26 protein-coding genes and 1 tRNA gene are annotated in these 23,178 nt (G+C 69.5%); 10 read left to right on the top strand and 17 right to left on the bottom strand.

All coding sequences use genetic code 11. The features are described 5' to 3' along the window. Positions 1-5: 5 nt before the first annotated feature. Complete coding sequence (locus ACWF7A_RS38120) at positions 6-722, top strand: haloacid dehalogenase type II (protein WP_452255359.1); 717 nt, start codon at positions 6-8, stop codon at positions 720-722. A gap of 44 nt (positions 723-766) precedes the next feature. Here the strand turns inward: ACWF7A_RS38120 and ACWF7A_RS38115 are convergent, their stop codons facing one another. Then, a complete protein-coding gene (locus tag ACWF7A_RS38115) occupies positions 767-1,237 on the bottom strand; it encodes a GatB/YqeY domain-containing protein (protein WP_452255358.1) in 471 nt (156 codons plus the stop codon). Between the two features lie 68 nt (positions 1,238-1,305). Here ACWF7A_RS38115 and ACWF7A_RS38110 point away from each other — a divergent pair, with 68 nt between their 5' ends. Both ACWF7A_RS38110 and ACWF7A_RS38105 read left to right on the top strand, forming a co-directional pair. Further along, positions 1,306-2,259: a metallophosphoesterase gene (locus tag ACWF7A_RS38110; protein WP_452255357.1), complete on the top strand. Its 954-nt coding sequence runs from the start codon at positions 1,306-1,308 to the stop codon at positions 2,257-2,259. Between the two features lie 19 nt (positions 2,260-2,278). Next, a tRNA-Pro gene (locus ACWF7A_RS38105) sits at positions 2,279-2,352 on the top strand. Positions 2,353-2,424: 72 nt separating this feature from the next. Here ACWF7A_RS38105 and ACWF7A_RS38100 read toward each other — a convergent pair. Continuing rightward, positions 2,425-2,988: an SMI1/KNR4 family protein gene (locus tag ACWF7A_RS38100; protein ID WP_452255356.1), complete on the bottom strand. Its 564-nt coding sequence runs from the start codon at positions 2,986-2,988 to the stop codon at positions 2,425-2,427. 476 nt (positions 2,989-3,464) lie between these two features. Between ACWF7A_RS38100 and ACWF7A_RS38095 the strand changes: the two genes are divergently transcribed. Both ACWF7A_RS38095 and ACWF7A_RS38090 read left to right on the top strand, forming a co-directional pair. Beyond that, positions 3,465-3,596, top strand: coding sequence for a hypothetical protein (locus tag ACWF7A_RS38095; RefSeq protein ID WP_452255355.1), 132 nt, complete (start codon positions 3,465-3,467; stop codon positions 3,594-3,596). Positions 3,597-3,606: 10 nt separating this feature from the next. Then, complete coding sequence (locus ACWF7A_RS38090; protein WP_452255354.1) at positions 3,607-3,903, top strand: antibiotic biosynthesis monooxygenase family protein; 297 nt, start codon at positions 3,607-3,609, stop codon at positions 3,901-3,903. Here ACWF7A_RS38090 and ACWF7A_RS38085 read toward each other — a convergent pair. Continuing rightward, on the bottom strand, positions 3,896-4,375 hold the full coding sequence (locus ACWF7A_RS38085) for a GAF domain-containing protein (protein WP_452255353.1): 480 nt from the start codon (positions 4,373-4,375) through the stop codon (positions 3,896-3,898). The two genes, ACWF7A_RS38090 and ACWF7A_RS38085, sit on opposite strands and share 8 nt — an antisense overlap. Before the next feature lie 59 nt (positions 4,376-4,434). Continuing rightward, on the bottom strand, positions 4,435-4,983 hold the full coding sequence (locus tag ACWF7A_RS38080) for a hypothetical protein (protein ID WP_452255352.1): 549 nt from the start codon (positions 4,981-4,983) through the stop codon (positions 4,435-4,437). A 43-nt stretch (positions 4,984-5,026) separates the two neighbouring features. On the opposite strand from ACWF7A_RS38080, the gene ACWF7A_RS38075 reads away from it, so the two are divergent. Both ACWF7A_RS38075 and ACWF7A_RS38070 read left to right on the top strand, forming a co-directional pair. Continuing rightward, complete coding sequence (locus ACWF7A_RS38075) at positions 5,027-6,838, top strand: prolyl oligopeptidase family serine peptidase (RefSeq protein ID WP_452255351.1); 1,812 nt, start codon at positions 5,027-5,029, stop codon at positions 6,836-6,838. A gap of 1,035 nt (positions 6,839-7,873) precedes the next feature. Beyond that, on the top strand, positions 7,874-8,851 hold the full coding sequence (locus tag ACWF7A_RS38070; protein ID WP_452255350.1) for a DUF4872 domain-containing protein: 978 nt from the start codon (positions 7,874-7,876) through the stop codon (positions 8,849-8,851). Between the two features lie 4 nt (positions 8,852-8,855). Here the strand turns inward: ACWF7A_RS38070 and ACWF7A_RS38065 are convergent, their stop codons facing one another. From ACWF7A_RS38065 to ACWF7A_RS38055, 3 genes are all read right to left on the bottom strand, one after another. Further along, positions 8,856-9,332, bottom strand: a complete 477-nt coding sequence (locus tag ACWF7A_RS38065) for a Dps family protein (RefSeq protein WP_452255349.1) — start codon at positions 9,330-9,332, stop codon at positions 8,856-8,858. A 15-nt stretch (positions 9,333-9,347) separates the two neighbouring features. Continuing rightward, positions 9,348-9,770 (bottom strand): organic hydroperoxide resistance protein, encoded by a 423-nt coding sequence (locus tag ACWF7A_RS38060; protein ID WP_065915251.1) that lies wholly within the window; start codon positions 9,768-9,770, stop codon positions 9,348-9,350. An 84-nt stretch (positions 9,771-9,854) separates the two neighbouring features. Beyond that, complete coding sequence (locus ACWF7A_RS38055) at positions 9,855-10,427, bottom strand: NADPH-dependent FMN reductase (RefSeq protein ID WP_452255348.1); 573 nt, start codon at positions 10,425-10,427, stop codon at positions 9,855-9,857. A 65-nt stretch (positions 10,428-10,492) separates the two neighbouring features. On the opposite strand from ACWF7A_RS38055, the gene ACWF7A_RS38050 reads away from it, so the two are divergent. After that, positions 10,493-11,545: an alpha/beta hydrolase gene (locus tag ACWF7A_RS38050; protein ID WP_452255347.1), complete on the top strand. Its 1,053-nt coding sequence runs from the start codon at positions 10,493-10,495 to the stop codon at positions 11,543-11,545. On the opposite strand, the gene ACWF7A_RS38045 is transcribed toward ACWF7A_RS38050, so the two are convergent. From ACWF7A_RS38045 to ACWF7A_RS38010, 8 genes are read right to left on the bottom strand one after another with little or no spacing between them, the layout of a single operon-like run. Beyond that, positions 11,521-12,696 carry an MFS transporter gene (locus ACWF7A_RS38045; RefSeq protein ID WP_452255346.1) on the bottom strand — a complete coding sequence of 392 codons (1,176 nt, stop codon included), beginning with the start codon at positions 12,694-12,696 and terminating at the stop codon, positions 11,521-11,523. The two genes, ACWF7A_RS38050 and ACWF7A_RS38045, sit on opposite strands and share 25 nt — an antisense overlap. Continuing rightward, positions 12,693-13,883 (bottom strand): MFS transporter, encoded by a 1,191-nt coding sequence (locus tag ACWF7A_RS38040; RefSeq protein ID WP_452255345.1) that lies wholly within the window; start codon positions 13,881-13,883, stop codon positions 12,693-12,695. The genes ACWF7A_RS38045 and ACWF7A_RS38040 overlap by 4 nt, the downstream gene beginning before the upstream one ends. A 38-nt stretch (positions 13,884-13,921) precedes the next feature. Next, entirely contained in the window at positions 13,922-15,328 is a 1,407-nt protein-coding gene (locus tag ACWF7A_RS38035) for a gluconokinase (protein ID WP_452255344.1), read from the bottom strand. After that, the gene (locus tag ACWF7A_RS38030; RefSeq protein WP_452255343.1) at positions 15,325-16,065 is read right to left on the bottom strand and encodes a class I SAM-dependent methyltransferase; all 741 of its coding nucleotides are present in this window, start codon (positions 16,063-16,065) and stop codon (positions 15,325-15,327) included. Before ACWF7A_RS38030 ends, ACWF7A_RS38035 begins: the two co-directional genes overlap by 4 nt. A 19-nt stretch (positions 16,066-16,084) precedes the next feature. Continuing rightward, on the bottom strand, positions 16,085-17,554 hold the full coding sequence (locus ACWF7A_RS38025) for an ADP-ribosylglycohydrolase family protein (RefSeq protein ID WP_452255342.1): 1,470 nt from the start codon (positions 17,552-17,554) through the stop codon (positions 16,085-16,087). Beyond that, positions 17,551-18,114 carry a hypothetical protein gene (locus ACWF7A_RS38020; RefSeq protein ID WP_452255341.1) on the bottom strand — a complete coding sequence of 188 codons (564 nt, stop codon included), beginning with the start codon at positions 18,112-18,114 and terminating at the stop codon, positions 17,551-17,553. Before ACWF7A_RS38020 ends, ACWF7A_RS38025 begins: the two co-directional genes overlap by 4 nt. Before the next feature lie 49 nt (positions 18,115-18,163). Then, complete coding sequence (locus ACWF7A_RS38015; RefSeq protein ID WP_452255340.1) at positions 18,164-19,228, bottom strand: aspartate-semialdehyde dehydrogenase; 1,065 nt, start codon at positions 19,226-19,228, stop codon at positions 18,164-18,166. Then, a complete protein-coding gene (locus ACWF7A_RS38010; RefSeq protein WP_452255339.1) occupies positions 19,225-20,490 on the bottom strand; it encodes an aspartate kinase in 1,266 nt (421 codons plus the stop codon). The genes ACWF7A_RS38015 and ACWF7A_RS38010 overlap by 4 nt, the downstream gene beginning before the upstream one ends. 143 nt (positions 20,491-20,633) lie before the next feature. Between ACWF7A_RS38010 and ACWF7A_RS38005 the strand changes: the two genes are divergently transcribed. Further along, positions 20,634-21,818, top strand: coding sequence for a hypothetical protein (locus tag ACWF7A_RS38005; protein WP_452255338.1), 1,185 nt, complete (start codon positions 20,634-20,636; stop codon positions 21,816-21,818). Beyond that, a complete protein-coding gene (locus tag ACWF7A_RS38000) occupies positions 21,818-22,378 on the top strand; it encodes a nitroreductase family protein (protein WP_452255337.1) in 561 nt (186 codons plus the stop codon). The genes ACWF7A_RS38005 and ACWF7A_RS38000 overlap by 1 nt, the downstream gene beginning before the upstream one ends. Here the strand turns inward: ACWF7A_RS38000 and ACWF7A_RS37995 are convergent. Both ACWF7A_RS37995 and ACWF7A_RS37990 read right to left on the bottom strand, forming a co-directional pair. Next, positions 22,364-22,777, bottom strand: coding sequence for an NUDIX domain-containing protein (locus ACWF7A_RS37995; protein WP_189156411.1), 414 nt, complete (start codon positions 22,775-22,777; stop codon positions 22,364-22,366). The genes ACWF7A_RS38000 and ACWF7A_RS37995 overlap by 15 nt on opposite strands. A 97-nt stretch (positions 22,778-22,874) precedes the next feature. Continuing rightward, the gene (locus tag ACWF7A_RS37990) at positions 22,875-23,162 is read right to left on the bottom strand and encodes a hypothetical protein (RefSeq protein ID WP_452255336.1); all 288 of its coding nucleotides are present in this window, start codon (positions 23,160-23,162) and stop codon (positions 22,875-22,877) included. Between the last annotated feature and the right edge of the window lie 16 nt (positions 23,163-23,178).

The raw sequence follows: 23,178 nt of genomic DNA, 5'->3' as shown, positions 1-23,178 counted from the left end.
CTGTCATGGACCTGACGACGTTCAAGGCGCTCAGCTTCGACTGCTACGGCACGCTCATCGACTGGGAGACCGGGATCGCCGCGGTGCTCTCGCCGTGGGCACGGGACGCGGGGCTGTCGCTGTCCGACGAAGAGCTGCTGCTCGCGTACGGCAAGCAGGAGGCGGCCGCACAGGCCGCGACGCCGTCCGCGCTGTACCCGGACCTGCTGGCTGCCGCGTTCCGGCTCATGGGATCCGCACTCGGGCGCGAAGTGAGCGACGAGTGGGCGCACCGGCTGGGCGACTCGGTGCCGGACTGGCCGGCGTTCCCCGACTCCGCGGACGCGTTGGCGCGCCTGGCTTCTCGTTACAAGCTGATCATCCTGTCCAACGTGCACCGGGCCGGGTTCGCGGGCAGCAACCGGCAGCTGCGCGGGGACTTCGCGGCGATCATCACCGCGGAGGACGTCGGCGCGTACAAGCCGGCCGAGAACCACTTCCGGGCACTGGATCGCGAGTTGGACTCTCTGGGCGTGGAGCGGTCGGAACTGCTGCACGTGGCGCAGAGCCTGTTCCACGACCACGTTCCGGCGAAGCGGGAGGGCCTGCCGTCCGTGTGGATCAACCGGCGGCACGACCGGCCGGGCTGGGGCGCGACGCCGGAGCCGTCCGGCGACTACAGCTACGACCTGGAGTTCGGGTCGATGGGCGAGTTCGCGGACGCGGTCGACAAGGCGTTCTGAGCTGGGGTGCCGCAGCGGTTGCTCCGCCGCTGCGGCACGGTCGTTCAGCCGGCCAGCTTGGCCTTCACCGCGGCGGCCACCCGGCCACCCTCGGCGCGCCCGGCGACCTCGGCGTTGACGGCCTTCATGACCTGGCCCATCTGCTTCTGCCCCGGCGCCTCGCCGAGCTGAACGGCGACGGCGTCGTACGCCTTGTCCACAATGGACGCCAGCTCCGCGTCGTCGAGCTGCTTGGGCAGGTAGGTCTCCAGCACCGCGAGCTCCTGGCGCTCCAGCTCGGCCTTCTCGGCCCGCCCGGCACCGTCGAAGGCCTCCGCGGCCTCCTTGCGCTTCTTCGCCTCGCGCGAGAGGACCTTCACGACCTCGTCGTCGGTGAGCTCGCGGGCCTGCTTGCCCGAGACCTCCTCGTTCGTGACGGCCGTCAGCGCCATCCTCAGCGCGCCGGCCGTGACGGTCTCCCGTGCCTTCATCGCGACAGTCAGGTCGTTCTTCAGCCGCGTCTTCAAGTCCGCCATGGCGCAGAACGGTACCGCCCGCCGGATGCCGCGCCGATCGAGTTAACGCCCTTCCGTACCCTTGACGCGTGAACAAGCTGGGCCGCGCCCTCCTCGCCACGACCGCTCTCGGCGCCGCGACCGTCGCGTACGCGGCGGGAATCGAGAGAAGGCACTGGACCCTGCGCACCGCGACGGTGCCGGTCCTGTCCCCCGGAGCCAAGCCGATCCGGGTGTTGCACATCTCAGACCTGCACATGACGCCGAACCAGGTGTCGAAGCAGCGCTGGGTCGCCGCCCTGGCCGACCTGAACCCGGACTTCGTGGTCAACACGGGCGACAACCTCGCGCACAAGGACGCCGTGCCCGGCACGTTGCGCGCGCTCGGCCCGTTGCTCGACAAGCCGGGCGTCTTCGTCTTCGGCAGCAACGACTACTACGCGCCCAAGCTCAAGAACCCGGTGCGCTACCTGCTGCCGTCGTCCAAGACCAAGCGCATCCACGGCGTGACGCTCCCGTGGCGCGACCTGCGCGCCGGCATGATCGAGCGCGGCTGGGAAGACCTCACGCACCTGCGCAAGACCATCATGGTCAACGGCCAGGCCATCTTCTGCGCGGGCCTCGACGACCCGCACCTGAAGCGCGACCGCTACGCCGACATCGCGGGCACCCCCGACCCCAGCGCCGTCTTGAGGCTCGGCGTCACGCACTCCCCCGAGCCGCGCGTCCTCGACCCGTTCGCGGCCGACGGCTACGACTTCGTGATGGCCGGCCACACCCACGGCGGCCAGTTGCGCATCCCGTTCTACGGCGCCGTTGTGACGAACTGCGAATTGGACCGGGGCCGAGCCCGCGGCGTTTCCCGCTGGGGTTCGCACATGTGGATGAACGTGTCCGCCGGCATGGGCACTTCGCCGTACGCGCCAGTGCGCTTCTGCTGCCCTCCGGAGGCTTCCCTGCTGACCCTCGTTCCCCGGCCCGTTACGCCTGGTCAGGGGCGAAATGAGGGGGTCCGATTCGGAGCTGGAGCGGACATGATGTAGAGTTCTACATGTTCCCAGCCGGGGTGTGGCGCAGCTTGGTAGCGCGCTTCGTTCGGGACGAAGAGGTCGCAGGTTCAAATCCTGTCACCCCGACTGAATAAAACAAATCAGCTCCTGCTCGCAGCAATGCGGACGGGAGCTGATTTGTTTTTCGGCGCTTTCGGTTCACACGCGCCACTCGGCGGCGAAGTCTCCTTCCAGCCACTCCGCGGTCGCGTCGAGCATCGCGGTGACGCTCTCCCAGTACGGCCCCTCGTCGGCGCCCTCGACCTTGTCGAACAGCATCACGCAGCCGCGCAGAGGTCCCTCGCGGAGATCGGCGAACAGGTAGCTGCCGTCCGCGCTGACGGCGACCGGGACGAAGAGCGGCAGCCACAGATCGCCGATGAGGGACCCGGCGGGCTCAGCCAGCTTGCGCGCCTCGTGGCCGTTGACGTCCTCGATCCGCAGATCGACCGCGACCTCGCGGCGGATCTGCATCATCATCTCGCGGACCTCCAGCGCCGCGCCGAGGCCGCACGGGCTGTAGTACTCGGGGACGACCGGGGCGTAGTCCGCCAGCTCCAGACCACCGCAGGCCGTCCACCACTCCGCCAGGTCCGGCGGCAGCGGTGCGCCGATCGTCTTCTCGGCCGCGGCGAGCTCGGCGGCGGTCGCCGGAGGCCGGAACGTGGCGTGCAGATCGGGCGCTTGGGAGCGGAGCCACGCGTCGGCTCGGGACCAGTGCATGCGTCAGATCATGACCGGTGGCCGGAACCGAGAGGAATCCTTCAGTTGTGAATTCGTCTCAGCTTTTGTTTGCTGAGATCACCTGAGAAGGCCCTCGCACCCCAGAGTCGAAGGTCCTTTCTGGTCACGGAAAAGGACATCAAGGTTCCCGATAAGCCACCCGATCGTGTGACGCGACTCGACACGCGCGGCCGTAGACGGGACCGTGCTTACATGACACAGCGCCATCGTTCTGCACCAAACTTTACGAAACGACCACGTAGCGTTAACCCTTAAGAGTGAAGGTTGACGGTTCAACTCACGTTGCGTAACGGCAGTCTTGATCCAAACGACGAAGGCAGTGGTTCAGCCAACGTTGAATATCTCGGGAGATGCTTGTGATGGACTCCGCCTCCACCGCCAATTCGTCTCACAGGTCGTGGATCGTCATTGCGGCCAAGGCAATTGTGGTGCTGCAGTCCCTGGGGATCGTTTACATGCTCACATCGGCTTGGGTGACCGCCGTGGTCGCCGTCGCTTTCATCGTGGTCTTCGTCGCGGTCAGGGCGCTGTCCCGGGCCTCGCGGCAGGTCGACCGGATCTTCGAGGAGGAGCTCCGCCGGCAATAGGCTCGCGTGCATGCTGACGCGGGTGTCCGAGGCCCTGGTGAAGCCGGGGCGAGAGCAGGAGTTCGTCGCACGGGTGCGGGACCTCGTCGCAGGGTTCCCCGAGATGTACGACGGACTCGAAGGTCACGAGGTGCTGGTCGACCTCGACGACCCGTCGCGCGTGCGGTACGTGAGCCGGTGGCGGGACGAGCAGGCGCTCGAGAACTACGCGGGTCCCCGGTGGCGCACCGATCCGGTGACGTTCCCCGATGAGGACGAGTACCTGCGGCAGCCGTTGGCGCTGACGCACTTCCAGCACGTCAGCTGAGGAAGCCCCGCGCGGGCAGGCCCTCCGGGAAGCGTTCCAGGGCTTCGCCGGCCTCGCGGGCCAGTGACTCCAGCGTCTCGGTCTCGGCCGGGGTCGCGGTGTGCGGCACGGCCCAGTAGCAGCCGATGGCGCCGAGCGGTTCCGGGCGCAGGATCGGGGCCATCAGAAGGCTTCGCACAAAGGTCGGCCGATACGCTTCTTGAGGAATCCTCGAATCGACTCGGACGTCCCTGATCGCCACGGTCTGACGATTCCTCATCGCCCATCCGCTGATGCAGTTCACGGCCGGGAAGCGCTGCCCCTTCCACAGCGGACTCATCGAGTCCTCGTCCGCGTAATAGCAGAGGTCGCCGTCGAGAAGCACCAACGTCGCACCGTGCGCGACCAGCGAAGACCTGGCCGTCGTGCGGACGATCCGTTGGACCTCCTCCAACGTCGCGGCCCCGGTGAGGCGCTCCATCGTTTCGGACATGCCTCCACGTTAACTCTCACCGGACCGCACACCTAGATTTTCTGACTCGATTCAACTAATCAGCGGCGGTTGCGCGGCACGTGACCATGTGACAAAGACTGCTGATGCTTGGCGACAATCCACCGCTTCACTGCCGGACGCGTCGCCAGGACAAGACTCAGCACGCACACCGCGAGCAGGACGGCCGACGCCGTCGCGGGCACCAGTTCGGCGACGCCGCGGCGCACCGACCGGATCAGCGCCACCAGCAGCACGATGCCCGTGAACCCGCCCGCGAGCTGCGAGGCGACGGTGTTCGGGAAGTGCGGGTGGTTGATCGACAGGGCTCCCAGCGCGTTCAGCACGCCGAAGCCCGCGACCACGGCGGCGAGCAGGACGCCGACCACCAGCGTGCCGCCGGAGACCAGGAAGCTCATGATCACGAACGCCGCGATCGCCAGCATGCCGGCGGCGAGGACCCAGTTCAGGACGGCGAGCAGGCCGAGCTGTGACGGTCTGGGCGGCAGCCAGCCGGGTGGCGGGCCCTGCTGCTGGGGCCAGTGCTGCGGGTGCGGGTGGCCTGGTGGCGGGCGGTGAGGTGGCCCACCCCACTGCGGTGGTTGTGTCATGTGCAATCCCCCTAGACGCAGCCTCTGACTCTAGTGTTGAAGCGTGACCACGCACCCTTCTCCCGACATTCCGGAACAGCTCTTCGAGGACCCGGCCGCCGAAGCCCGGTGGCGTGAACGGTTCACCGCTCCGCGGATGAGCCTGCCCGGCTGGGCCGACGACGCGCCGGACCGCACCCTGTACGTCTCCAACGCCAGCGGCGTGTGGGAGATCTACTCCTGGGACCGCGCGACGGACGAGCACCGCAAGGTCACCGACCGCCCGAACGGCACGTCGCACGCCACGCTGAACCCGGACGGCACCGAGATCTGGTGGTTCGACGACCACGACGGCGACGAGTTCGGCGTCTGGGTGCGCGAGCCGTTCAAGGCCGACGGCAGCAAGGCCGAGCCCGCGGTCGCCGACGTGACGCCCGGCTACCCGGCGGGTCTGGAGATCGGCCGCACCGTCACGGCCGTGGCCGCGTCGACCGACGACGGCACCACGGTCTGGCTGACCCGGGGTGGCAAGAGCGAGGTGCTCTACCAGCACGTCAACGACGCCGGCGTCTCCGCGCTGGCCAAGGACGAGTCGCTCGTCGTGATCGCGCACTCCGAGCACGGCGACAACCGGCACATGGCCCTGCGCGCGTTGAACGCGGAGACCGGCGAGACCGTCGCCGAGAAGTGGGACGGCAAGGGCAAGGGCCTCGACGCCATCTCGTTCAGCCCGGTCAGCGGCGACCAGCGGCTGCTGGTGCTGCACGAGCGCCGCGGCCGCGAGGAACTGCTGATCTGGGACGTCGCCGCCGACACCGAGCGGGAGATCGTCCTCGACCTGCCGGGCGAGGTCGCCGCCGACTGGTACCCGGACGCGTCCGCGCTGCTGGTCGTGCACACCCACCACGCCCGCAACACCGTGCACCGCTACGACCTCACGACCGGCGAACTGTCCACTCTGGACACCGCTCCCGGCGTGGTCGGTTCCGCGGGCGTCCGCCCGGACGGCACGGTCGAGTACTCCTGGTCGTCCGCCGAGCGCTCGACGGTCATCCGCGCGCTGGCCACCGACGGCACCGAGCGCGTGCTGGTCGAGCCCGCCGGCGCCAAGCCCGCGACGTCGTTCAAGCTGGAGGACGTGTTCGTCGGCGACGTGCACGCACTCGTCTCGAAGCCCGACGGCGAGGGCCCGTTCCCGACGGTCTTCCTGATCCACGGCGGCCCGCACTCCTCCGACGAGGACCGCTTCTCCGCCTACCGCGCGGTGTGGCTCGACGCAGGCTTCGCCACCGTGCACGTGAACTACCGCGGCTCGAGCGGCTACGGCTCGAAGTGGCGTGACGCCATCGAGGGCAGGCCGGGCATCACCGAGCTAGAGGACATCGCGGCCGTGCACGACTGGGCGGTCGAGTCGGGCCTGACCGACCCCGAGCGCTCCGTGCTGAACGGCGCGTCGTGGGGCGGCTACCTGACCCTGCTCGGCATCGGCACCCAGCCGGGCCGCTGGGCCGTGGGCGTCGCGGGCGTCCCCGTCGCGGACTACTTCGCCGCGTACGAGGACGAGATGGAACCGCTGCGCGCCTTCGACCGCGCGCTGTTCGGCGGCTCCCCGGAGGAACTGCCGGAACTCTACAAGGAGTGCTCGCCGCTCACGTACGTCGACGAGGTCGTCGCGCCGGTACTGATCCTCGCGGGCGAGAACGACCCGCGCTGCCCGATCCGGCAGATCGACAACTACCTCGACGCGCTCGCGGCCCGCGGACACTCCTACGAGATGTACCGCTACGACGCCGGGCACGGGTCGCTGGTGGTCGCCGAGACGCTCCGGCAGACGGCGGCCGAGGTGGACTTCGCCCGGCGGCACCTGGCGAAGTGAGCGGCCGGGTGTCTCGCGGCTGACTTCCATGATCGCGAGTTGTCCACAGGCTTCTGGGTCGTTGGCCTGCGGGTTTCCGGATCCGGATAGCCTGTGGACAACTCGGGAACTGAATTCGGGGTTCGCGCGTTGCGTCAGGAGGAATCGCGCGGGGAGCGGTGTGCACGCGACGTTGCCGCGGTCTGTCGGACACGGTCTGCTGGGCACGTCTCTCGGGCACGTCTCTCGGGCACGGCCTGCCGGACACGGCAGAGACACGGGGACGTGAGCACGGCGGCGTCACGGGTACGGCAGCGGCACAAGTACGGCAGCACGGGCACGGCAGCACGGGCACGGCAGCAGCGCAGCGATGCTCCGCGATGGTTGTCCGGCGGCACTCGTTCTGGCCGCCTCGCGACGGTGTTCGCGGCTGGCACGTTCGCGGCTGGCGCGACCTGGCTGGCACGACCCTGCTGCCCACCTCGGTAGGTCCACCTCGGCTGACTCGTCCAGGCGAACTCCTCATCGCTGGCACGGCCGGCTGGCCCACCTCGGCCGGCACGGCCCGGTCGGCCCACTTCGGTCGGCCCACCTCGGCAAGCACAATCCGGGGCCAGCACAATCCGGTGAGCACAACCCGGCCAGCGTGGTGCGGCCAGCACGACCCGGCGAGTCACCTCGGCCAGCACAGTCCGGTCAGCTCAGGTCACCTCCGGAATCCGCGCCGAACGCAGCCGCCCGAACGCAACCGCCCGAACGCAGCGACCTCGAAGGCAGCGGCGCCCGAAGGCAACCTCCCGAACGCGGCGGCCCCAAAGGCAGCGGCACCCCGAACGCAGCGGCCCCGGCTCGCCCACGGCCCGCCCGCGGCTCCCTTCCGATCACCCCGCACCGGAAGTAGGCTGGTGACGGCGCTGCCGAGCGCCTCACCTCCTGATCGGTCACCCACGCTGGCCGGCGTCGCGGAGGCAAAGGGGACTGCTGTCCTCCCGGCGCCGGTCAGTCGTGTGCGAGAACGCAGCCCGGACGAGCAGAGCGAGGCGTGGGGAACGGCTCGTGCGCGTCCGCGAGAGGCACGTCATGACCGAGCAGAAGTCGTTCAAGCGTCTGGTTCGCGCCCGGATGGAGCGCACGGGCGAGTCGTACAGCACCGCGCGCAGGCACGTTCTCGGGGACGCGCGGCCTGTCGGGCAGATGCATGACTCGTGGTTGTTGCGGGAGTTGCTCGACGACGAGTGGTCCGAGGCGATGCTGGCCGGGCTCGCGGGCGGTATCGGGTTCATGTACTTCGTGTTCGAGTACGAGGGGCACGCGCCGATGATGACCATCGTCGCGCGGCACCACCCGGCGCCGTTCATTCCTACCGCGTTGATGCACGCCGGTATTGCGCACGAGGTCACGTCCACGACGTCCGCGCGCAAGGCCGAGCAGCAGTTGCGAGCTGCTGATGGGCCGGTGATCTGCTTGCTGGGCAAGGAGAAGCACCCGGTCGGGGTGCTCGGAGTGGACGATGACTCGGTCACCGTGCACGACCGCGGCACGCGCGTTCAGCCGGTCAGCGAGTTCGTGAGGAGCTGGGGGCTCGGCCGGCACGAGATGATCAGCATCGGTGAGCGTCGCGGTTACCCGGACGTCGCCGGAGCGGTCAGGATGACCTGCGAGCACCTCACTGGGCCCGTGCTGGGCAACAAATTCGACGTGAACTTCGGGTTCTCCGGCATGCGCAAGCTCGCGGAACAGTTGCGCGACACGGGGAAGAAGGGCTGGGGTCAGCGTTGGGCCGACGACCCCGCGGTGGTGCTGAAGCGGCTGCACGACTGCCTGGAGGTCGAGTACACGGCGCCGGGGGCGACGCGGCCCCTGTACGCCGCGTTCCTCGACGAGGCCGGGCTGCCCGGGGGGCGGGAGTTCCGGGAGTCGGGCGCGCTCTGGTCGGAGGTCGCGAACGGGGGCGACTTCGACGAGCTGGCCCGGAAGGTCGACGAGGCCCGTTCCGTCGAGGAACGGGCCATCCGCCGGTTGATGTCGAGCTGACGGGCTAGGCCGCCTGGGCCTGCCACATCCAGTGCGCCTGCTCCAGGTCCTGCGTGATGCCGATCAGCAGGTCCTGGGTGACGAGGTCGGGCTTGTCCGTCTCGTCGATGCGGGCACGCATGCGGGAGATCAGCGACGCCAGTGAGTCCGTGATCGCGGTGACGACCTGGTCCTCCTTCAGCCAGCCGGACGCGATCTCGGGCACGCCGGACGACGCGGCGATGGTCTTCGCCGTGCCGTTCGGCGTGACGCCGATGGCTGCTGCGCGCTCGGCCACCTGGTCGGCGGCGTTGCGGGCCAGCACGACCAGTTCGTCCAGCTGGAGGTGGACGCTGCGGAAGTTCTTGCCGATCACGTTCCAGTGCGCCTGCTTCCCGATCAGGGAGAGGTCGACGAGGTCGACGAGGGTCGCCTGGAGGATGGCACCGACGGCATCGCGGTCGGCGTCAGCCAGGGGGCTGGTGATCGGGTTCTTGGCCATGTGAAACGCGCCTCCTCAGACGGTGACGGTGAGCGCCACCTCGATGTTGCCGCGCGTCGCGTTGGAGTACGGGCAGACCTGGTGGGCCTGCTCGACGAGCTTCTCCGCGACCGCCTGGTCGAGTCCGGGGATCTTCACCGCGAGTTCGACGGCGAGCTGGAAGCCGCCGGCGCCGTTGGATCCGATGCCCACCTTGGCGGTTACCTCGGAAGACGCAACTTGAATCTTCCCGGCGCGCGCCACGGCGGCGATGGCGGAGTTGAAGCACGCTGAGTAGCCGGCCGCGAAGAGCTGCTCGGGGTTGGTCGCGTCACCGCCGGGGCCGCCCATCTCCTTGGGGACCGACAGCACCTCGTCGATCACACCATCGGATGAACGCACCTCGCCGTTGCGGCCTTCGCCGTAAGCAGTCGCCTCAGCCGTGTACAGCGCTTCCATTCCGCTCTCCCTCGAGTCAGTGGGCAAAATTGCCTTTCACTGAGGGAGAACGCATCGTGCACGACTTAAATGCCCGATGGTGACTCAGTTCACGTCCGAGAGGGGACGGCGCAGCGCGAATTCAGCGACCTGACGGCCGATCACCCGCAGGTTCCGGTCCACGTCGGCGTCCGAGCAGGCGCCGTCGCCGTCGAACTTGACCTGCGCGGAGTTGATCGCGGCACCGAGCGGCGTCGGCCAGCCGCGCAGGGCGTGCACGATCGAGCGGACGGCGGAGAGCGTGTTCACGGCGGCCTGCCAGCCGTACGCGGCGGTGATGGTGCCGACCGCGCGGCCGTCGAGGTACGGGCGTTCGTCGTCGCGGAGGTCCTCGATGTAGTCGAGGGCGTTCTTGACCAGACCGGACACGGTGCCGTGGTAGCCGGGCGACACGACGATCACGCCGTCGCACCGGCGCAGGTCCTCGACCATGCGCAGCGCGACGTCCGTGCGGTCGGGCACGGAGGGGTCGTAGAACGGGAGCACCAGGTCGGGGCCGCTGTACTGGATCGTCTCCGCACCGAGTTCGCGAGCACCCTCCAGAGCCACTCGCAACGCCCGTTCGGACTGCGAGTCGGACCTGATCGAGCCCCCGATGCCCACCACCGTCACCGTCATGACGTCGATCCTTCCACCTCCAGATAACTGGAGATCCAGGGCTACTCGCTAGTAACCTGAAACACATGTCGAACTTCCGGGCCGGCGTACTGGCCGGTGCACTGCGCTTCGCGTTCGGTCTCCCCGGCCCGGTGCGCCGGCTCATCGCCGGTACCCCGATCTACCTGGACGGCCAGTACCTGCACCCGGAGGCCCAGCTGCTGCTCAAGCTCCAGCAGCTGTCGGGGACGGACTGGCGCACGAGGACAGCTTCCGAGAGCCGGCTAGACCTGGAGTTGAGTTCGAAGCTCGTCTCCGGCCCGAAGATCACCGGAGTGGGTGCGCGGGACCTCACGATCGGCGAGTTCGCGGGCCGGCTCTACATACCGCGGCTGCTGCCGGCCGGCTCCCCGTTGTTGATCTTCTACCACGGTGGCGGCTGGGTCACCGGAAGCCTCGACAGCCACGACCAGCTGTGCCGGTTCCTCGCGAAGGAGGCGGGCGTGCGGGTGCTGGCGGCCGACTACCGGCTCGCTCCCGAGGCGCCGTTCCCCGCCGCGGCCGACGACGCCGCCGAGGTGCTGCGCTACGCCGTCGCGAAGGCCGAGGACCTGGGCATCGACCCGAAGCGGATCGCGCTCGGCGGCGACAGCGCGGGCGGCAACCTGGCCGCGGTGACCGCGCACGCCTCCGAGGTCGATCTCGCGTTCCTGCTGCTCTTCTACCCCGGTGTGGACGCGTCGGTGCGCCGCCGGTCGCGGGACGTCTTCGGCAACGGGTTCTTCCTGACCGACGAGAAGATGGACTGGTTCCTCGACCAGTACACCGAGGGCGGCAAGGACCGGCACGACCCGCGGCTGTCGATCATGCTGGCCGAGGACCTGTCGAACCTTCCCCCGACCTACATCGCGACGGCGGGCTACGACCCGTTGCGCGACGAGGGCGAGGCGTTCGCGGAACGGCTGGCCGCCGAGGGCGTGCCGGTCGTGCTGCGCAGGCACGAGGGCCTGTTCCACGGCTTCGCGAACGTGCTCGGCATCGGCGGGATCTTCCGCGAGGCCGTGTCCGAGGCCGTCGGCGCGCTGCGGACCGGCTTCGCGCTGGCGAACTCCGATCAGGACGTGGCCGAGACCGCCTGACGCTGCCGCGACAGCACCCAGCCGACGCCGGCGACGAGCAGTCCGGCGACTCCGGCGACGACGAAGCCGAGCGGGGGTCCGCTGTGGTCCACAGCGACTCCCGCGAGCGGCTGACCCGCGGCGACGCCGAACGTGAACGCGGAGCCCTGCAGTCCCAGCGCCAGCCCGCGTGCCGTGGGCGGCGCGCTCTTGGCGATCAGCTCGGACGACGCCGTGATCGTCGGCGCGCAGGCGAGGTTCATCGGGATGAGGGCCAGCGCCAGCAGCCACACGTGGCCGTCGCCGAGGCCGACCGGTATCTCCAGCAACGCCATGCACGCGAGCAGGAACACTCCGGTCGGCACGCGTTTGAGAGTCCCGTAGAAGAGTCCGCCGAGGGCCGAGGCCGCGCACATCACGAAGAAGATCAGCCCGAGCCAGCTCTGCTGACCGGTGCGCTCCAGTGAGGCGATCGCCGAGATCTCCATGCCCGACAACACCATCGTGGCGCCGAACGGGATGATCAACGCGGCGATCATCGGCCCGCGCAGCCACTCCTTCAGCCGCGGCGGCGGCCCTTCGACGACGTCGTCCTCGTGCAGCAGCACCGGGTTCACGAGGAACAGCACGGCGCTCGCGGTCAGGATCGACAGGCCGATCACGACCAGGGCCGTGCCGGTCGAGAACTTCGTCGCGATCAGCACGCCCGCCGCGGGCCCGACCATGAACGACAGCTCGACCGAGATCGAGTCCAGCGAGAACGCCGGCCTGCGTTGAGGTTCGGGCACGATCGCGGTGAGCGCCTGCCGTCCGATCGACATCACCGGCACCGCGACGAGCCCGTTGGCGAACGCGAGCACGAGCAGCACGTAGTAGTCCATCAGCGGTGCCGTCACCCAGAACGCGCCTTCGAGCAGGCTCAGCGCGAGCACGAACCGCAGGCCTTTGCTGTCGACGAGCTTGCCCATCAACGGCGACCCGAGGCCGAGGCCGACCATGGTCGCGAAGCCCACCGTGCCGGCGGCCGCGTAGCCCTTGTCGAGCGTGGTGACGACGTGCAGCGTCACCGTGACGCCCGCCGCCGTCGGAGGGATCCTGGCGAAGAGCATCAGCAGCATCAGGGGACGGACCCCCGGCAGCGCCAGGACCGACTTGAACGGGGCGAGGTTCACGAGGACATCGTCACCCTGGTGGCAACAGGTTTGCTCTGCCGGGCGAGCAGCCAGGCGACGCCCGCGACCAGCAGCCCGATCACGCCGACGATCGCGAACCCGGCCGCCGCACCGCCGCTGTCGATCGCGACGCCCGCGACGGGTGCGCCGATCGCGTTGCCGACGGTGAACGCCGACCCCTGCAGGCCGAGGGCCAGGCCACGGGCGGTGGGCGGCGCGAGCCGGCTGATGTGCTCACCGGAGGCCGCGATCAACGGCGCGCACATGAGGTTCATCGGCACGAGGAGCAGGCACAGCAGCAGCACGTTGCCATCGCCCAGGCCGACCGGGATCTCCAACGCGGCCATGAGGACCAGCAGCACCAGCACGCTCGGCACCCGCTTCACGCCGCCGTAGACCAGGCCGCCCACGATGGACGCCGCGCACATCGCGAAGAACACCGCGCCGAGCCAGCTCTGCTTGCCGATGTGCTCGAGCGACGCGATCGCGGAGACCTCCATGCCCGCGAGGCACACCGTCGCTCCGACGCACACGACCAGCACGCCGACGATCCGCCCGCGCATCCACTCGAACAGCCGGGGCTGCGGCCCGTCGACGACCTCGTCCTCGTGCACCATCGGCGGGTTCGCCCAGTACAGCAGCGCCCCGGCGACCAGGATCGAGACGCCGATGAACACCAGCGCGGCGTTCGTGGAGAACTTCGTCGCGACGAACACGCCGAGCGCGGGCCCGCCCATGAACGACAGCTCGACCGAGATCGAGTCGACCGACAACGCGACCCGTCGCTGGCTCTCGGGCACGAGCGCGGTGATGACCTGCCGGCCGATCGACATCATCGGCACGCCCAGCAGCCCGACGCCGAACGACGTCACGAGCAGCGTCCAGTAGCCCATCAGCGGCGCCGCGAGCCAGAACGCCGCCGAGGCCGTCACGCTCACGGCCAGCATCGACCGCAGACCTCGCGCGTCGATCAGCCTGCCCATCAGCGGGGCGCCGAGCCCCATGCCGATGGTGCCCGCCGCCCCGACGAGCCCCGCCGCCCCGTAACCCCTGTCCAGCGTGACCGCGACGTGCAGCGTCAGGATCACGCCGGTCGCCGCCGGAGGCATCCTCGCGAAGAACATCAACAGCGCCAGGGGCCGCACTCTGGGCAGCAGCAGAACGTGTTTGAAGGGGGCGAGGTCCACCTCGTCATCCTCGCCCGGATGGCAAAAGGTTTTCTTTGCTAACGATGTGATTCGTCGTACAGGTCTTCCAGCGCCCGGTAGGCCTTCACGACGAACGGTCGTGCGTTCACGTACCTCTCGACCAGCTTCTCGTCCGGCGTGATCGTCTGGGCGGGCTGCACGAGGTCGACGGTCAGCGACTCGATCTCGCCCAACGCCCGCCACGCCAGCAGCGCGGCTCCCACGGCCGAACCACCGCTGTCCTCGGTGAGGTGCAACGGCATGCCGAGCGTGTTCGCCAGCGTCTGGGCCCAGATCGGCGCGCGGAACGCACCGCCGGTGATCCGCAACGAGTCGACGTTCGGCACGGCGTCCAGCACGAGCGCCAGCTGCTGACACACACCCTCGACCAGTGCCTTGGTGATCTGCTGAGGGGTGTGTTCGCGCCTGAGGCCGAGCAACGCGGCGTGCGCCGTCGGGTCCCACCATGGTGCCCGTTCGCCCAGCAGGTACGGCAGCGCGACGAGCCCGTCGGAGTCCACGTCTGCGGCCTGGCCCAAAAGCTCGCCGACCGGGACGTTGAACGTCTCCGCGGCCCACTGGGCGACCACGCCACCGTTGCTGATCGCGCCACCGCGCACCCACAGGCCCTCGCCGATGGCGTAGCTGAACGTGCGGCCCTCGGCGTCGACACCGGGCCCCTGCTGGGCCACGCGGAGTGCGCCCGAGGTGCCGAGCGACACCGCGCCCGCGCCGGGCGTGGCGGCGCCGACACCGAGGTTGCCCAACGGTCCGTCGCCACCGCCGACGATCACGGGGATGCCGGGCCGCAGTCCGGGGATCACGGCGGTGAGAGGCGTCGAGTGCGTCGGTTCGACCAGCGGCGGGAGCTGGTCCGCGGTGACGCCCGCGAACTCCAGCGACGGCTCGTGCCACTGCAGGGTGTGGATGTTCATCAGGCCCGTGCCGGAGCCCGACGAGTGCTCGTTGACCAGCACGCCGGTCAGGTGCAGGTGCACGAAGTCCTTGATCTCGCACCACTTCGCGGCGCGGACGCCGTTCTCGTGGAACCAGGCGAGCTTCATCAGCGGCGTGAACGAGTGGATCGGCGCACCGGTCTGCTGGTGCAGCTCACGCCCCTCGGCCGTGCCCCGCAGGCGTTCGGTCTGCTCGACCGCGCGGTTGTCGGCCCAGCTCAGGGCGTCCGTGACGGGAGTCAGCGACGCGTCCAGACCCATGATCGAGTGCATGGCGCCGGTCAACGCGATCGCGCGCACGTCGTCAGAGGCCAGCTCGCGCACCGCGTCGAGTGCGGCGTCGAGCACCTGCCGCGGGTCGTGCGTGGCTTCGAGACCGCTGGTGCGCATGGGATAGGCGCGTTCGGTCGAGGCGACGACACGGGCCTGCGCGTCGACCGCGACGACCTTGGTCGCCGTGGTGCCGAGGTCCACCGCGAGAACGATCACGCGGCACCCCGCACGGCCGTGAAGACGCCGAAGCTCGGGGACTGCCGCAGCGGGCCCCAGAACTCGTCGCCGCGTTCGTCGTCCGGCGTCACGGCGGGCTGGCGGGTGACCTCGGTGAGGCCGGCCCTGCTCAGCGCCGCGTCGAACACGCCGCGCTCCCAGTAGAAGGAGTCGAAGTCGAACGGCGGGTCGCCCAGCACCTGCACCGTGACCGGCTGCTTCACGTTCATCGGACCCGTGCGGGTGACCTCGTAGCCGTAGCGGCCGTACTGCGCGAGCAGATCCCAGTCGGCGTCCGGGTTCGGCACCAGCGCGACGAGCCGGCCGCCGGGCGCGAGGTTGGCCTTCAGGTTGCCGATCATGGCGTCGAGCGCGGGCTCGTCGTCCGCGTAGCCGAGCAGCCACACGGCCGTCACGACGTCGAACTCGCCGAGCACGGGCAACGCCGTCGCGTCGTGCTGCTCGTAGGTGATGCCGCGCTGCTCGCGTCGTTCGACGTGGCGCGCGTAGCCGATCATCTCCCCGGCCGAGTCGACGCCGACCACGCGCGTCGCGCCCAGGTCGTGGAAGAGCCGGGCGTAGAACCCGGTGCCGCAGGCCACGTCGAGCACCGAGCGGCCCAGCAGGTCACCGACCGCGGACAGCAGCGTCGCGCGCTCGGCCAGGCCTGTCGGGATGTGTTTGGCACGCTCGTAGATCGCGCCCAACGCGTCGTACTGATCGTCGCTCTCCGCCATGCGATTCACCCTAGAGCCACTAGGTCGGTGGATAGCGGACGAACCACTCCTGTCCCACCGGCGCGGCCGGACTCCTCTCCAGGTCCCAGTCCGCGATCATCCGGTCGATGACCTGCCGGAACTGGACGCACTCCACCCAGTCCGGGCGGATCTCCTCGATGCCGTACAGCGCGCCGGCGAGGTTGCCCGCCATGGACGCCGTCGAGTCGTTGTCGCCGCCGTGGTTGACCGAGAGCAGCAACGCCTCGTTCGGGTCGTCGGTGGCGAGCACCGAGTACAACGCGATCGCCAGCGCCGTGTCGCCGACACCGCCACGGCCGAGCTCCTCGACGCGGTCGACGCTCGGGTTGCCCAGCGCGGCGAGCTCCAGAGCGTGCTCGATGCCCGCGACGACCTCCTCGTGGCCAACGCGGCGGACCAGCGAGTCGACGGCGACGTCGAGCGCGTCCAGCACCTCCTTGCCGCGCAACAGCTGGTGCACCAGGACGGCGAACACGCCCGCCGACAGGTAGCCGCTGGGGTGGCCGTGCGTCAGCGCCGCGTTGTCCGCCGCGAGTGCGAACACCGCGGCCGGATCGTCGTCGGCGAGGGCGACCGGCGCGACCCGCATGGCGCCGCCGCAGCCCTTGGAGTTGTTGACGGGCTTGGAGATCGTGGCCTGTTCGCCGGTGCGGGCGTACTCCTGCAACGCGCTCGTGCACGTGAGGCCGGGCGCCCTCATGCGGAAGAGGTCGCGGTGCGCGACGAGCCAGCCGTCCGGTTCGTCCACAGTGGAGTGGGGACCGCGTGCCTCGTGCCACGGCGTTTTCTGCGTGTGCAGCCAACGCTGGTACGCGTTCTGCGTGACGGCGGTGAGCTCGCGTTCGCCGGTGATCCGTTCCCGCACGTGCGACCGGATGACCGCCTCGAACGTGAACAGCGTCATCTGGGTGTCGTCGGTGATGTCCGGCTTCTCTGGCAGGTCGGTGATGCCGTCCGGGCCGTGGCGTTCGCGGACGACCTCCATCGGCAGGTTCTCGGTGTCGGCGCCCAGCGCGTCACCGATCGCGCCGCCGATCAGGCAGCCGCGCAGCCGTGAGCTCTGGTGCGGCACCACGAAGAACCGGCGACCGCCGCCGTCGACCCACCGGCTGGCCTCCCGCGTGGCGGAGGGCCGTTCGCCGCACCCGCAGATCCGCATGTGCTCCGCGGCGGCGCCGGCCAGCTCCACGAAGTCGAACTCGGCCTCGAACGGCAGGCCCGGGTTGACGTGCAGCCGCGGCTTCGACGCCACCAGCCTGCTCAGGATCGTGTGCACCGGCACCCGGATCCACTGCTCGACGCCCGCCGGCAGCCGCGACTCGTCGGTGTAGACGTGCAGGACGTCGGCCTCGGTCATCAGAGCTTCGCCGGGGATGAGCAGCTCGCCGTGCACGGCGTGGTGCCCGAAACCCTCCACGTCGCCCTCGTGGTCGTGCAGCAGCTGTTCCATCGGCGTCAACGGGCTCACCACGACCTCCGGTACAGCTCTTCGGCCACGAGCCGGACGTCGTGCTCGGGTCCGCCCTCGAGCGCACCGGCGATGGCCCGCGCGACACCACGGCCTTCACCGCGAACGGCCTGCGCCAGCGCACCCGCGGCGGTGCAGGGGTCGGCCTCGGGCGGGTCGAGCGCGGAAGGCGTGAAGAGGTGCGTGGCCAGCAGGATCACGGCGTCTGCGGCCGGCGAGTCCGGGCCGTGGGTGAGCGCGACGAGCTCACGGATCCGGTCCGCGTCGAGCCGTTGGACGGCGGCGGGCAGCGCCCAGACCAACGCTCCGGGGCCCTGCGACCTCACCGTGCCGCGGAAGGAGTTCTTGACCAGGTCACGGGCACCCTGCCGGGACACCAGATCGGCCTGCACGCCGGGCTTCGAGGCCCACTGCGCCAGAGCTTCCGCCGGGTCCTCCGCCGAACACGCGACCAGCTGGCCGACGAGTCCTGTTCGGACACCCGCACCGAAAGCGAAACCCTGATAGGCGGCCACGACTTCTGCGAGCCGAGGCGGCCTCACCCACTCAATGTCCCCCATCGCCGCCAGACCCTACCGGGGGCCTGGCGGCGACACGGGACTCGATCGGCTAGAGGCGCTTCGCGAGCTCTTCCGCGACCTCGTAGGTGTTGAGCGCGGCACCCTTGCGCAGGTTGTCACCGCACACGAAGAAGTCCAGCGTGTTCGGGAAGTCCAGCGCCTGGCGCACGCGGCCCACGTACGTCGGGTCCTCGCCCACGGTGTCCGCGGGCGTCGGGAACTTCTGCGCGGCCGGGTCGTCGACCAGCACGATCGTCGGCTGCGACTCGAAGATCTTGTGCGCGGCCTCGACCGTGATCTCGCGGGCGAACGTCGCGTGGACGGACAGCGAGTGGGTCGTGACGACCGGGACGCGGACGCAGGTCGCGGAGACCTTCAGGTCCGGGATGCCGAGGATCTTGCGGGCCTCGTTGCGGACCTTCAGCTCCTCGGACGACCAGCCGCCGTCCTTGAGCGAACCGGCCCACGGCACCACGTTCAGCGCGAGCGGGGCCGGGAACGGCGAGTCCTCGGCGGACAGACCGGCGGCGGCGAGCGCCTCGGCCACGTCACCCCTGGACACACCGGACTCCTTGCCCGCCAGCGCCGCGATCTCGGCGTACAGGCGGTCGATGCCGGACTGACCGGCACCGGAAGCGGCCTGGTAGGAGGCCACGACGAGTTCCTTGAGCTCGAACTCGCGGTGCAGTGCGCCCAGCGACGCCATCATCGACAGCGTCGTGCAGTTCGGGTTCGAGATGATCCCGCGCGGACGGGAGTTGATCTGGTCCGCGTTCACCTCGGGCACGACCAGCGGCACGTCGGCGTCCATCCGGAACGCGCCGGAGTTGTCGATCGCGACCGCGCCGCGCTCGACGGCGATCGGCGCCCACTCGGCGCTGACCTCGTCCGGCACGTCGAACATCGCGATGTCGACACCGTCGAACGCCTCGGGCGAGAGCGCGACGACCGCGACGTCCTGGCCGCGCACGTTGATCTTCTTGCCGGCCGAGCGCGGGGACGCGATCAGCCTGATCTCGCCCCACGGCACGGACGAACGGGTGTTGATGATGTCGATCATCACGGTGCCGACGGCACCGGTCGCGCCGACCAGCGCGAGAACGGGGGCGGTCATCGTCCAGTCCCTGCGTAAACGACGGCCTCTTCGTCGCCACCGAGGTCGAACGCGTCGTGCAGGGCACGGACGGCGTCGTCGAGCTGGGTGTCGCGGCAGATGACCGAGATGCGGATCTCCGAGGTGGAGATGATGTCGATGTTGACGCCGGCCGTGGCCAGCGCCTCGCAGAACGTCGCCGTGACGCCGGGGTGCGAGCGCATGCCCGCGCCGATCAGCGACACCTTGCCGACGTGCTCGTCGTAGAGGACCTGGTCGAAGCCGATCTCGCCACGGGACTTCTCCAGGGCCGCCACCGCGCGCGGGCCGTCGACCTTGGCCAGCGTGAACGTGATGTCGGTGCGACCGGACGCCGCCTGCGACACGTTCTGCACGACCATGTCGATGTCGAGCTCCGACTGCGCGACGACGCGGAAGATCTTGGCCGCGATGCCGGGGTGGTCGGGGACGGCGGTCACGGTGATCTTGGCTTCAGACCGGTCGTGCGCGACGCCGGTGATCATCGCCTGTTCCACGGGAAGGTCCTCCACTGAACCGGACACGATGGTCCCGGTCTTGTTGCTGAACGAAGAACGGACATGCACGGGCACGTTGTAGCGGCGGGCGTACTCCACACAGCGGAGCATCAGCACCTTGGCGCCACACGCGGCCATCTCGAGCATTTCCTCGTAGGTGATCGTGTCGAGCTTCTTCGCGTTCGGCACGATGCGCGGGTCGGCCGTGTAGACGCCGTCCACGTCGGTGTAGATCTCGCACACGTCGGCCTTCGTCGCCGCCGCGAGCGCCACCGCGGTGGTGTCGCTGCCGCCGCGGCCGAGCGTGGTGATCTCCTTGGAGTCCTGGGAGACGCCCTGGAAGCCCGCGACGATCACGATGGCTCCCTCGGACATCGCGTCCTGGATCCGGCTCGGCGTCACGTCGATGATCCGGGCTTTGCCGTGCGCCGAGGTCGTGATCACGCCGGCCTGCGAACCCGTGTACGAGCGCGCTTCGGCGCCGAGCGAGTTGATCGCCATCGCGAGCAGCGACATCGAGATCCGCTCACCGGAGGTGAGGAGCATGTCGAGCTCACGTGCGGGCGGCACCGGCGAGACCTGGCGGGCGAGGTCGAGCAGCTCATCAGTCGTGTCACCCATGGCGGACACGACGACCACGACGTCGTTGCCCGCTTTTTTGGTCGCGACGATGCGCTCGGCCACGCGTTTGATCCGCTCGGCACTCCCAACCGATGAACCGCCGTACTTCTGGACGACGAGCGCCACCGACCTGACCTCCTTCGCGCGACTAAAACCCCACGTCGAAGGCAGCCTACCCGGACCACCTGGTGAGACTCTGGAGCCGTGATGCGCGTGACTACTCTGTCCGGGTGTCGTCGAGTGCCGATGTCGTGGAGGCCCCAGCAGCCGTGCCTGAGAGCAGTGCGCGCTCGCGGATGGCCGATGCGCTCAGACATCCGGCCGCGCTCTGGACCGCTCCGGCACTCCTCTACCTGATCGTCCGCCAGGTCGGTCTGTTCGTGCTGCAGCTCGTCGTCGAGTACCAGAACGGGCTCACCGGCAAGACCGACACCTCGATCGACAACCTGAGGTCGTGGGACGGCGACTGGTTCCTCGGCATCGCGTCGGGCGGCTACAACGGCGTCCCGGCACCTCCGTACGACGCGTTCGGCCGCCGCACCGCCGAGACCCCGCTGGCGTTCTTCCCCGGCTACCCCGCGCTCATCCGCTGGGTCGACGGACTGCCGGGGGTGGACGTCGTCGGCGCGGCCTTCGCGGTCAGCCTGATCAGCGGCATCTTCTGCGCGTACGGACTGTTCGTCCTCGGCCGGGTGGTCCGCGACGGCTCGACGCGCGCGGGCCTGATCTTCGTGACGCTCTTCGCCGCGTCCCCGATGGCCGTCGTGCTGTCGATGACCTACTCCGAGGCCACGTTCTGCGCGTTCGCCGTCTGGGCGCTGGTCGGCGTCGTGAAGAAGCGGTGGATCCTCGCCGGCGTCTGCTGCGCCGCGGCAGGTCTCGTCCGGCCGACCGCCGCGGCCCTGATCGTCGCGGTCGGCCTGGCCGCACTGGTCGCGGTGCTCGCGGACCGGCAGGACTGGCGTGCGTGGGTGGGCGGTGCACTGGCCCCGCTCGGCCTGCTCGGGTACCTCGGCTGGGTGGCCGTCCGCACCGGCGACGTCATGGGCTGGTTCGGCGTGCAGCAACGCGGCTGGGGCTCGAAGTTCGACGGCGGCGCCGCCACCTGGGACTTCGCCCTGGGCCACCTCGGCAACCCGCGCTCGCTCCTCGAGACCGGCACGGTCTGGCTCCTGGCGTTCGCGATCGTCCTGGTCTTCTACGCCTTCCAGCGCCGGATGGAGTGGCCGCTGGTCGTCTACGGCATCGGCGTGCTGGTCATGGACCTCGGCTCGAACGGCCTGATGAACTCGAAGGCCCGCCTGCTGCTCCCGGCCTTCACCCTGCTGCTCCCGCTGGCCCTGGTCCTGGCGCGCCGCCGTCCGTCGACGGTCTTCACGATCCTGGGCCTGGCGACGCTGTTCAGCGCGTGGTTCGGCGCCTACTCCCTGGCCGTTTGGCAGTATGCGATCTGATGAACGAACTCATCTCCCAGCGCCGCAGCCCGAGGGCTTTCGACGCTGACGCGACGGTGTCCGACGCCGAGCTCCGCACGCTGCTGGAGGCGGCCCGCTGGGCCCCGTCCCACGGCAACACCCAGCCGGCCCGCTTCATCGCGGGCCACCGGGGCAGCGAGACGTTCGACGCGATCTTCGAAACCCTGACGCGCGGCAACAGGACCTGGGCCTTCCGCGCCTCGGTCCTGCTGATCGGCTGCGTCGTCACCACCGACGACCGGGGCGACATCCCGAACGTCGAGTTCGGACTGGGCCTCGCGATGGAGAACATCGCCCTCCAGGCCGTCGACCTCGGCCTGATCGCGCACATGATGGGCGGCTTCGACGCTCAGGCCGCCCACACGAGGTTCGCGATGCCGGGCAACGCCCGCCCGCTGGTGGCCATGGCGCTGGGACGGCAGGGCACGCTGTCCGACCTCCCCGAGGACCTCCAGGCCCGCGAGCAGCGCGAACGCACACGACTCCCCCTCAGCGAGACGGTCTTCACCGGCATCTGGGGAGAGTCACAGTTCAGTTGAGAAGTACTTCGTCGCGACCTCGTTGTGCAGCGGGAACGCCAGCGGGACGCAGTCGAAGATGATCGTGCGCTCGGACGCCTCGTCGTTGGGGACGAACGGCGGCATGTCCTCGGCGTTGATCGCGGGCGCCGTGGCGAACATCAGCACCGTTCCACCGTCCGGCGTGGAGACGAAGTGCAACGGCCGCAGGTCCTCCGGCGCGAGCCGCACGTTCGCTTCCTCTTCAAGCTCCCGGACGGCGCTCTGCTGCCAAGACTCCCCGCGGTCCATGAACCCGCTGACGAACGCCAGCTCGCCCACGGGAGGAATCGCCCGGCGCACCGTCAGCAACCCGGTGCGGGGCCCGTCCTTCACCGGCACCAGCAACACCACGACAGGCGAGGGGTTGGCCCACACCATGTGCCCACAGCTACCGCACCCACGCGGGTAAGCAGCCGTGTCGGCGTACTGAGTGCCACAGCTGTTGCAAAAGTCGTCGCGCGCCATGTTCACGAACCTAGTTCAGGCGCCTAACGAGCTTAAGGACGATCGCTCGAACGCCGAGCCAGAACAACGCGGCCAGCCCGAAGTTGACGATCACCCGGAGCTTGGCGTCAGAGGGACTGAACAGGTCCTTGAACGCCAACGCGGTCGGCTCCGCGACGGAGGCGACCGTGCTGGTGATGACGTTGCCGGGATTGGCCCCGCCGACGGTCAGCACGACGTGAACGACGAGCACGACCGCCAGCGCAAGGCCGACCCAGCTGATGACTCCGGCGGCGATACCGACCACACGCGTCCGCATACCGCCGGAATCTACT

Source organism: Lentzea sp. NPDC055074, assembly GCF_053608005.1.
Note: the sequence above shows the minus strand (reverse complement) of the source record. Positions and strands in the feature narration are given on the sequence as shown.

Coding starts and splice junctions, on each gene's coding strand:
- ACWF7A_RS38115 (WP_452255358.1), bottom strand. CDS start 1,237: ATGGCGGACTTGAAGACGCGGCTGAAGAACGACCTGACTGTCGCGATG.
- ACWF7A_RS37995 (WP_189156411.1), bottom strand. CDS start 22,777: ATGGTGTGGGCCAACCCCTCGCCTGTCGTGGTGTTGCTGGTGCCGGTG.
- ACWF7A_RS38020 (WP_452255341.1), bottom strand. CDS start 18,114: ATGGGGGACATTGAGTGGGTGAGGCCGCCTCGGCTCGCAGAAGTCGTG.
- ACWF7A_RS38120 (WP_452255359.1), top strand. CDS start 6: ATGGACCTGACGACGTTCAAGGCGCTCAGCTTCGACTGCTACGGCACG.
- ACWF7A_RS38065 (WP_452255349.1), bottom strand. CDS start 9,332: ATGGCCAAGAACCCGATCACCAGCCCCCTGGCTGACGCCGACCGCGAT.
- ACWF7A_RS38015 (WP_452255340.1), bottom strand. CDS start 19,228: ATGACCGCCCCCGTTCTCGCGCTGGTCGGCGCGACCGGTGCCGTCGGC.
- ACWF7A_RS38085 (WP_452255353.1), bottom strand. CDS start 4,375: ATGTCCGAAACGATGGAGCGCCTCACCGGGGCCGCGACGTTGGAGGAG.
- ACWF7A_RS38100 (WP_452255356.1), bottom strand. CDS start 2,988: ATGCACTGGTCCCGAGCCGACGCGTGGCTCCGCTCCCAAGCGCCCGAT.
- ACWF7A_RS38055 (WP_452255348.1), bottom strand. CDS start 10,427: ATGACGGTGACGGTGGTGGGCATCGGGGGCTCGATCAGGTCCGACTCG.
- ACWF7A_RS38080 (WP_452255352.1), bottom strand. CDS start 4,983: ATGACACAACCACCGCAGTGGGGTGGGCCACCTCACCGCCCGCCACCA.
- ACWF7A_RS37990 (WP_452255336.1), bottom strand. CDS start 23,162: ATGCGGACGCGTGTGGTCGGTATCGCCGCCGGAGTCATCAGCTGGGTC.
- ACWF7A_RS38090 (WP_452255354.1), top strand. CDS start 3,607: ATGCTGACGCGGGTGTCCGAGGCCCTGGTGAAGCCGGGGCGAGAGCAG.
- ACWF7A_RS38095 (WP_452255355.1), top strand. CDS start 3,465: ATGCTCACATCGGCTTGGGTGACCGCCGTGGTCGCCGTCGCTTTCATC.
- ACWF7A_RS38050 (WP_452255347.1), top strand. CDS start 10,493: ATGTCGAACTTCCGGGCCGGCGTACTGGCCGGTGCACTGCGCTTCGCG.
- ACWF7A_RS38000 (WP_452255337.1), top strand. CDS start 21,818: ATGAACGAACTCATCTCCCAGCGCCGCAGCCCGAGGGCTTTCGACGCT.
- ACWF7A_RS38030 (WP_452255343.1), bottom strand. CDS start 16,065: ATGGCGGAGAGCGACGATCAGTACGACGCGTTGGGCGCGATCTACGAG.
- ACWF7A_RS38060 (WP_065915251.1), bottom strand. CDS start 9,770: ATGGAAGCGCTGTACACGGCTGAGGCGACTGCTTACGGCGAAGGCCGC.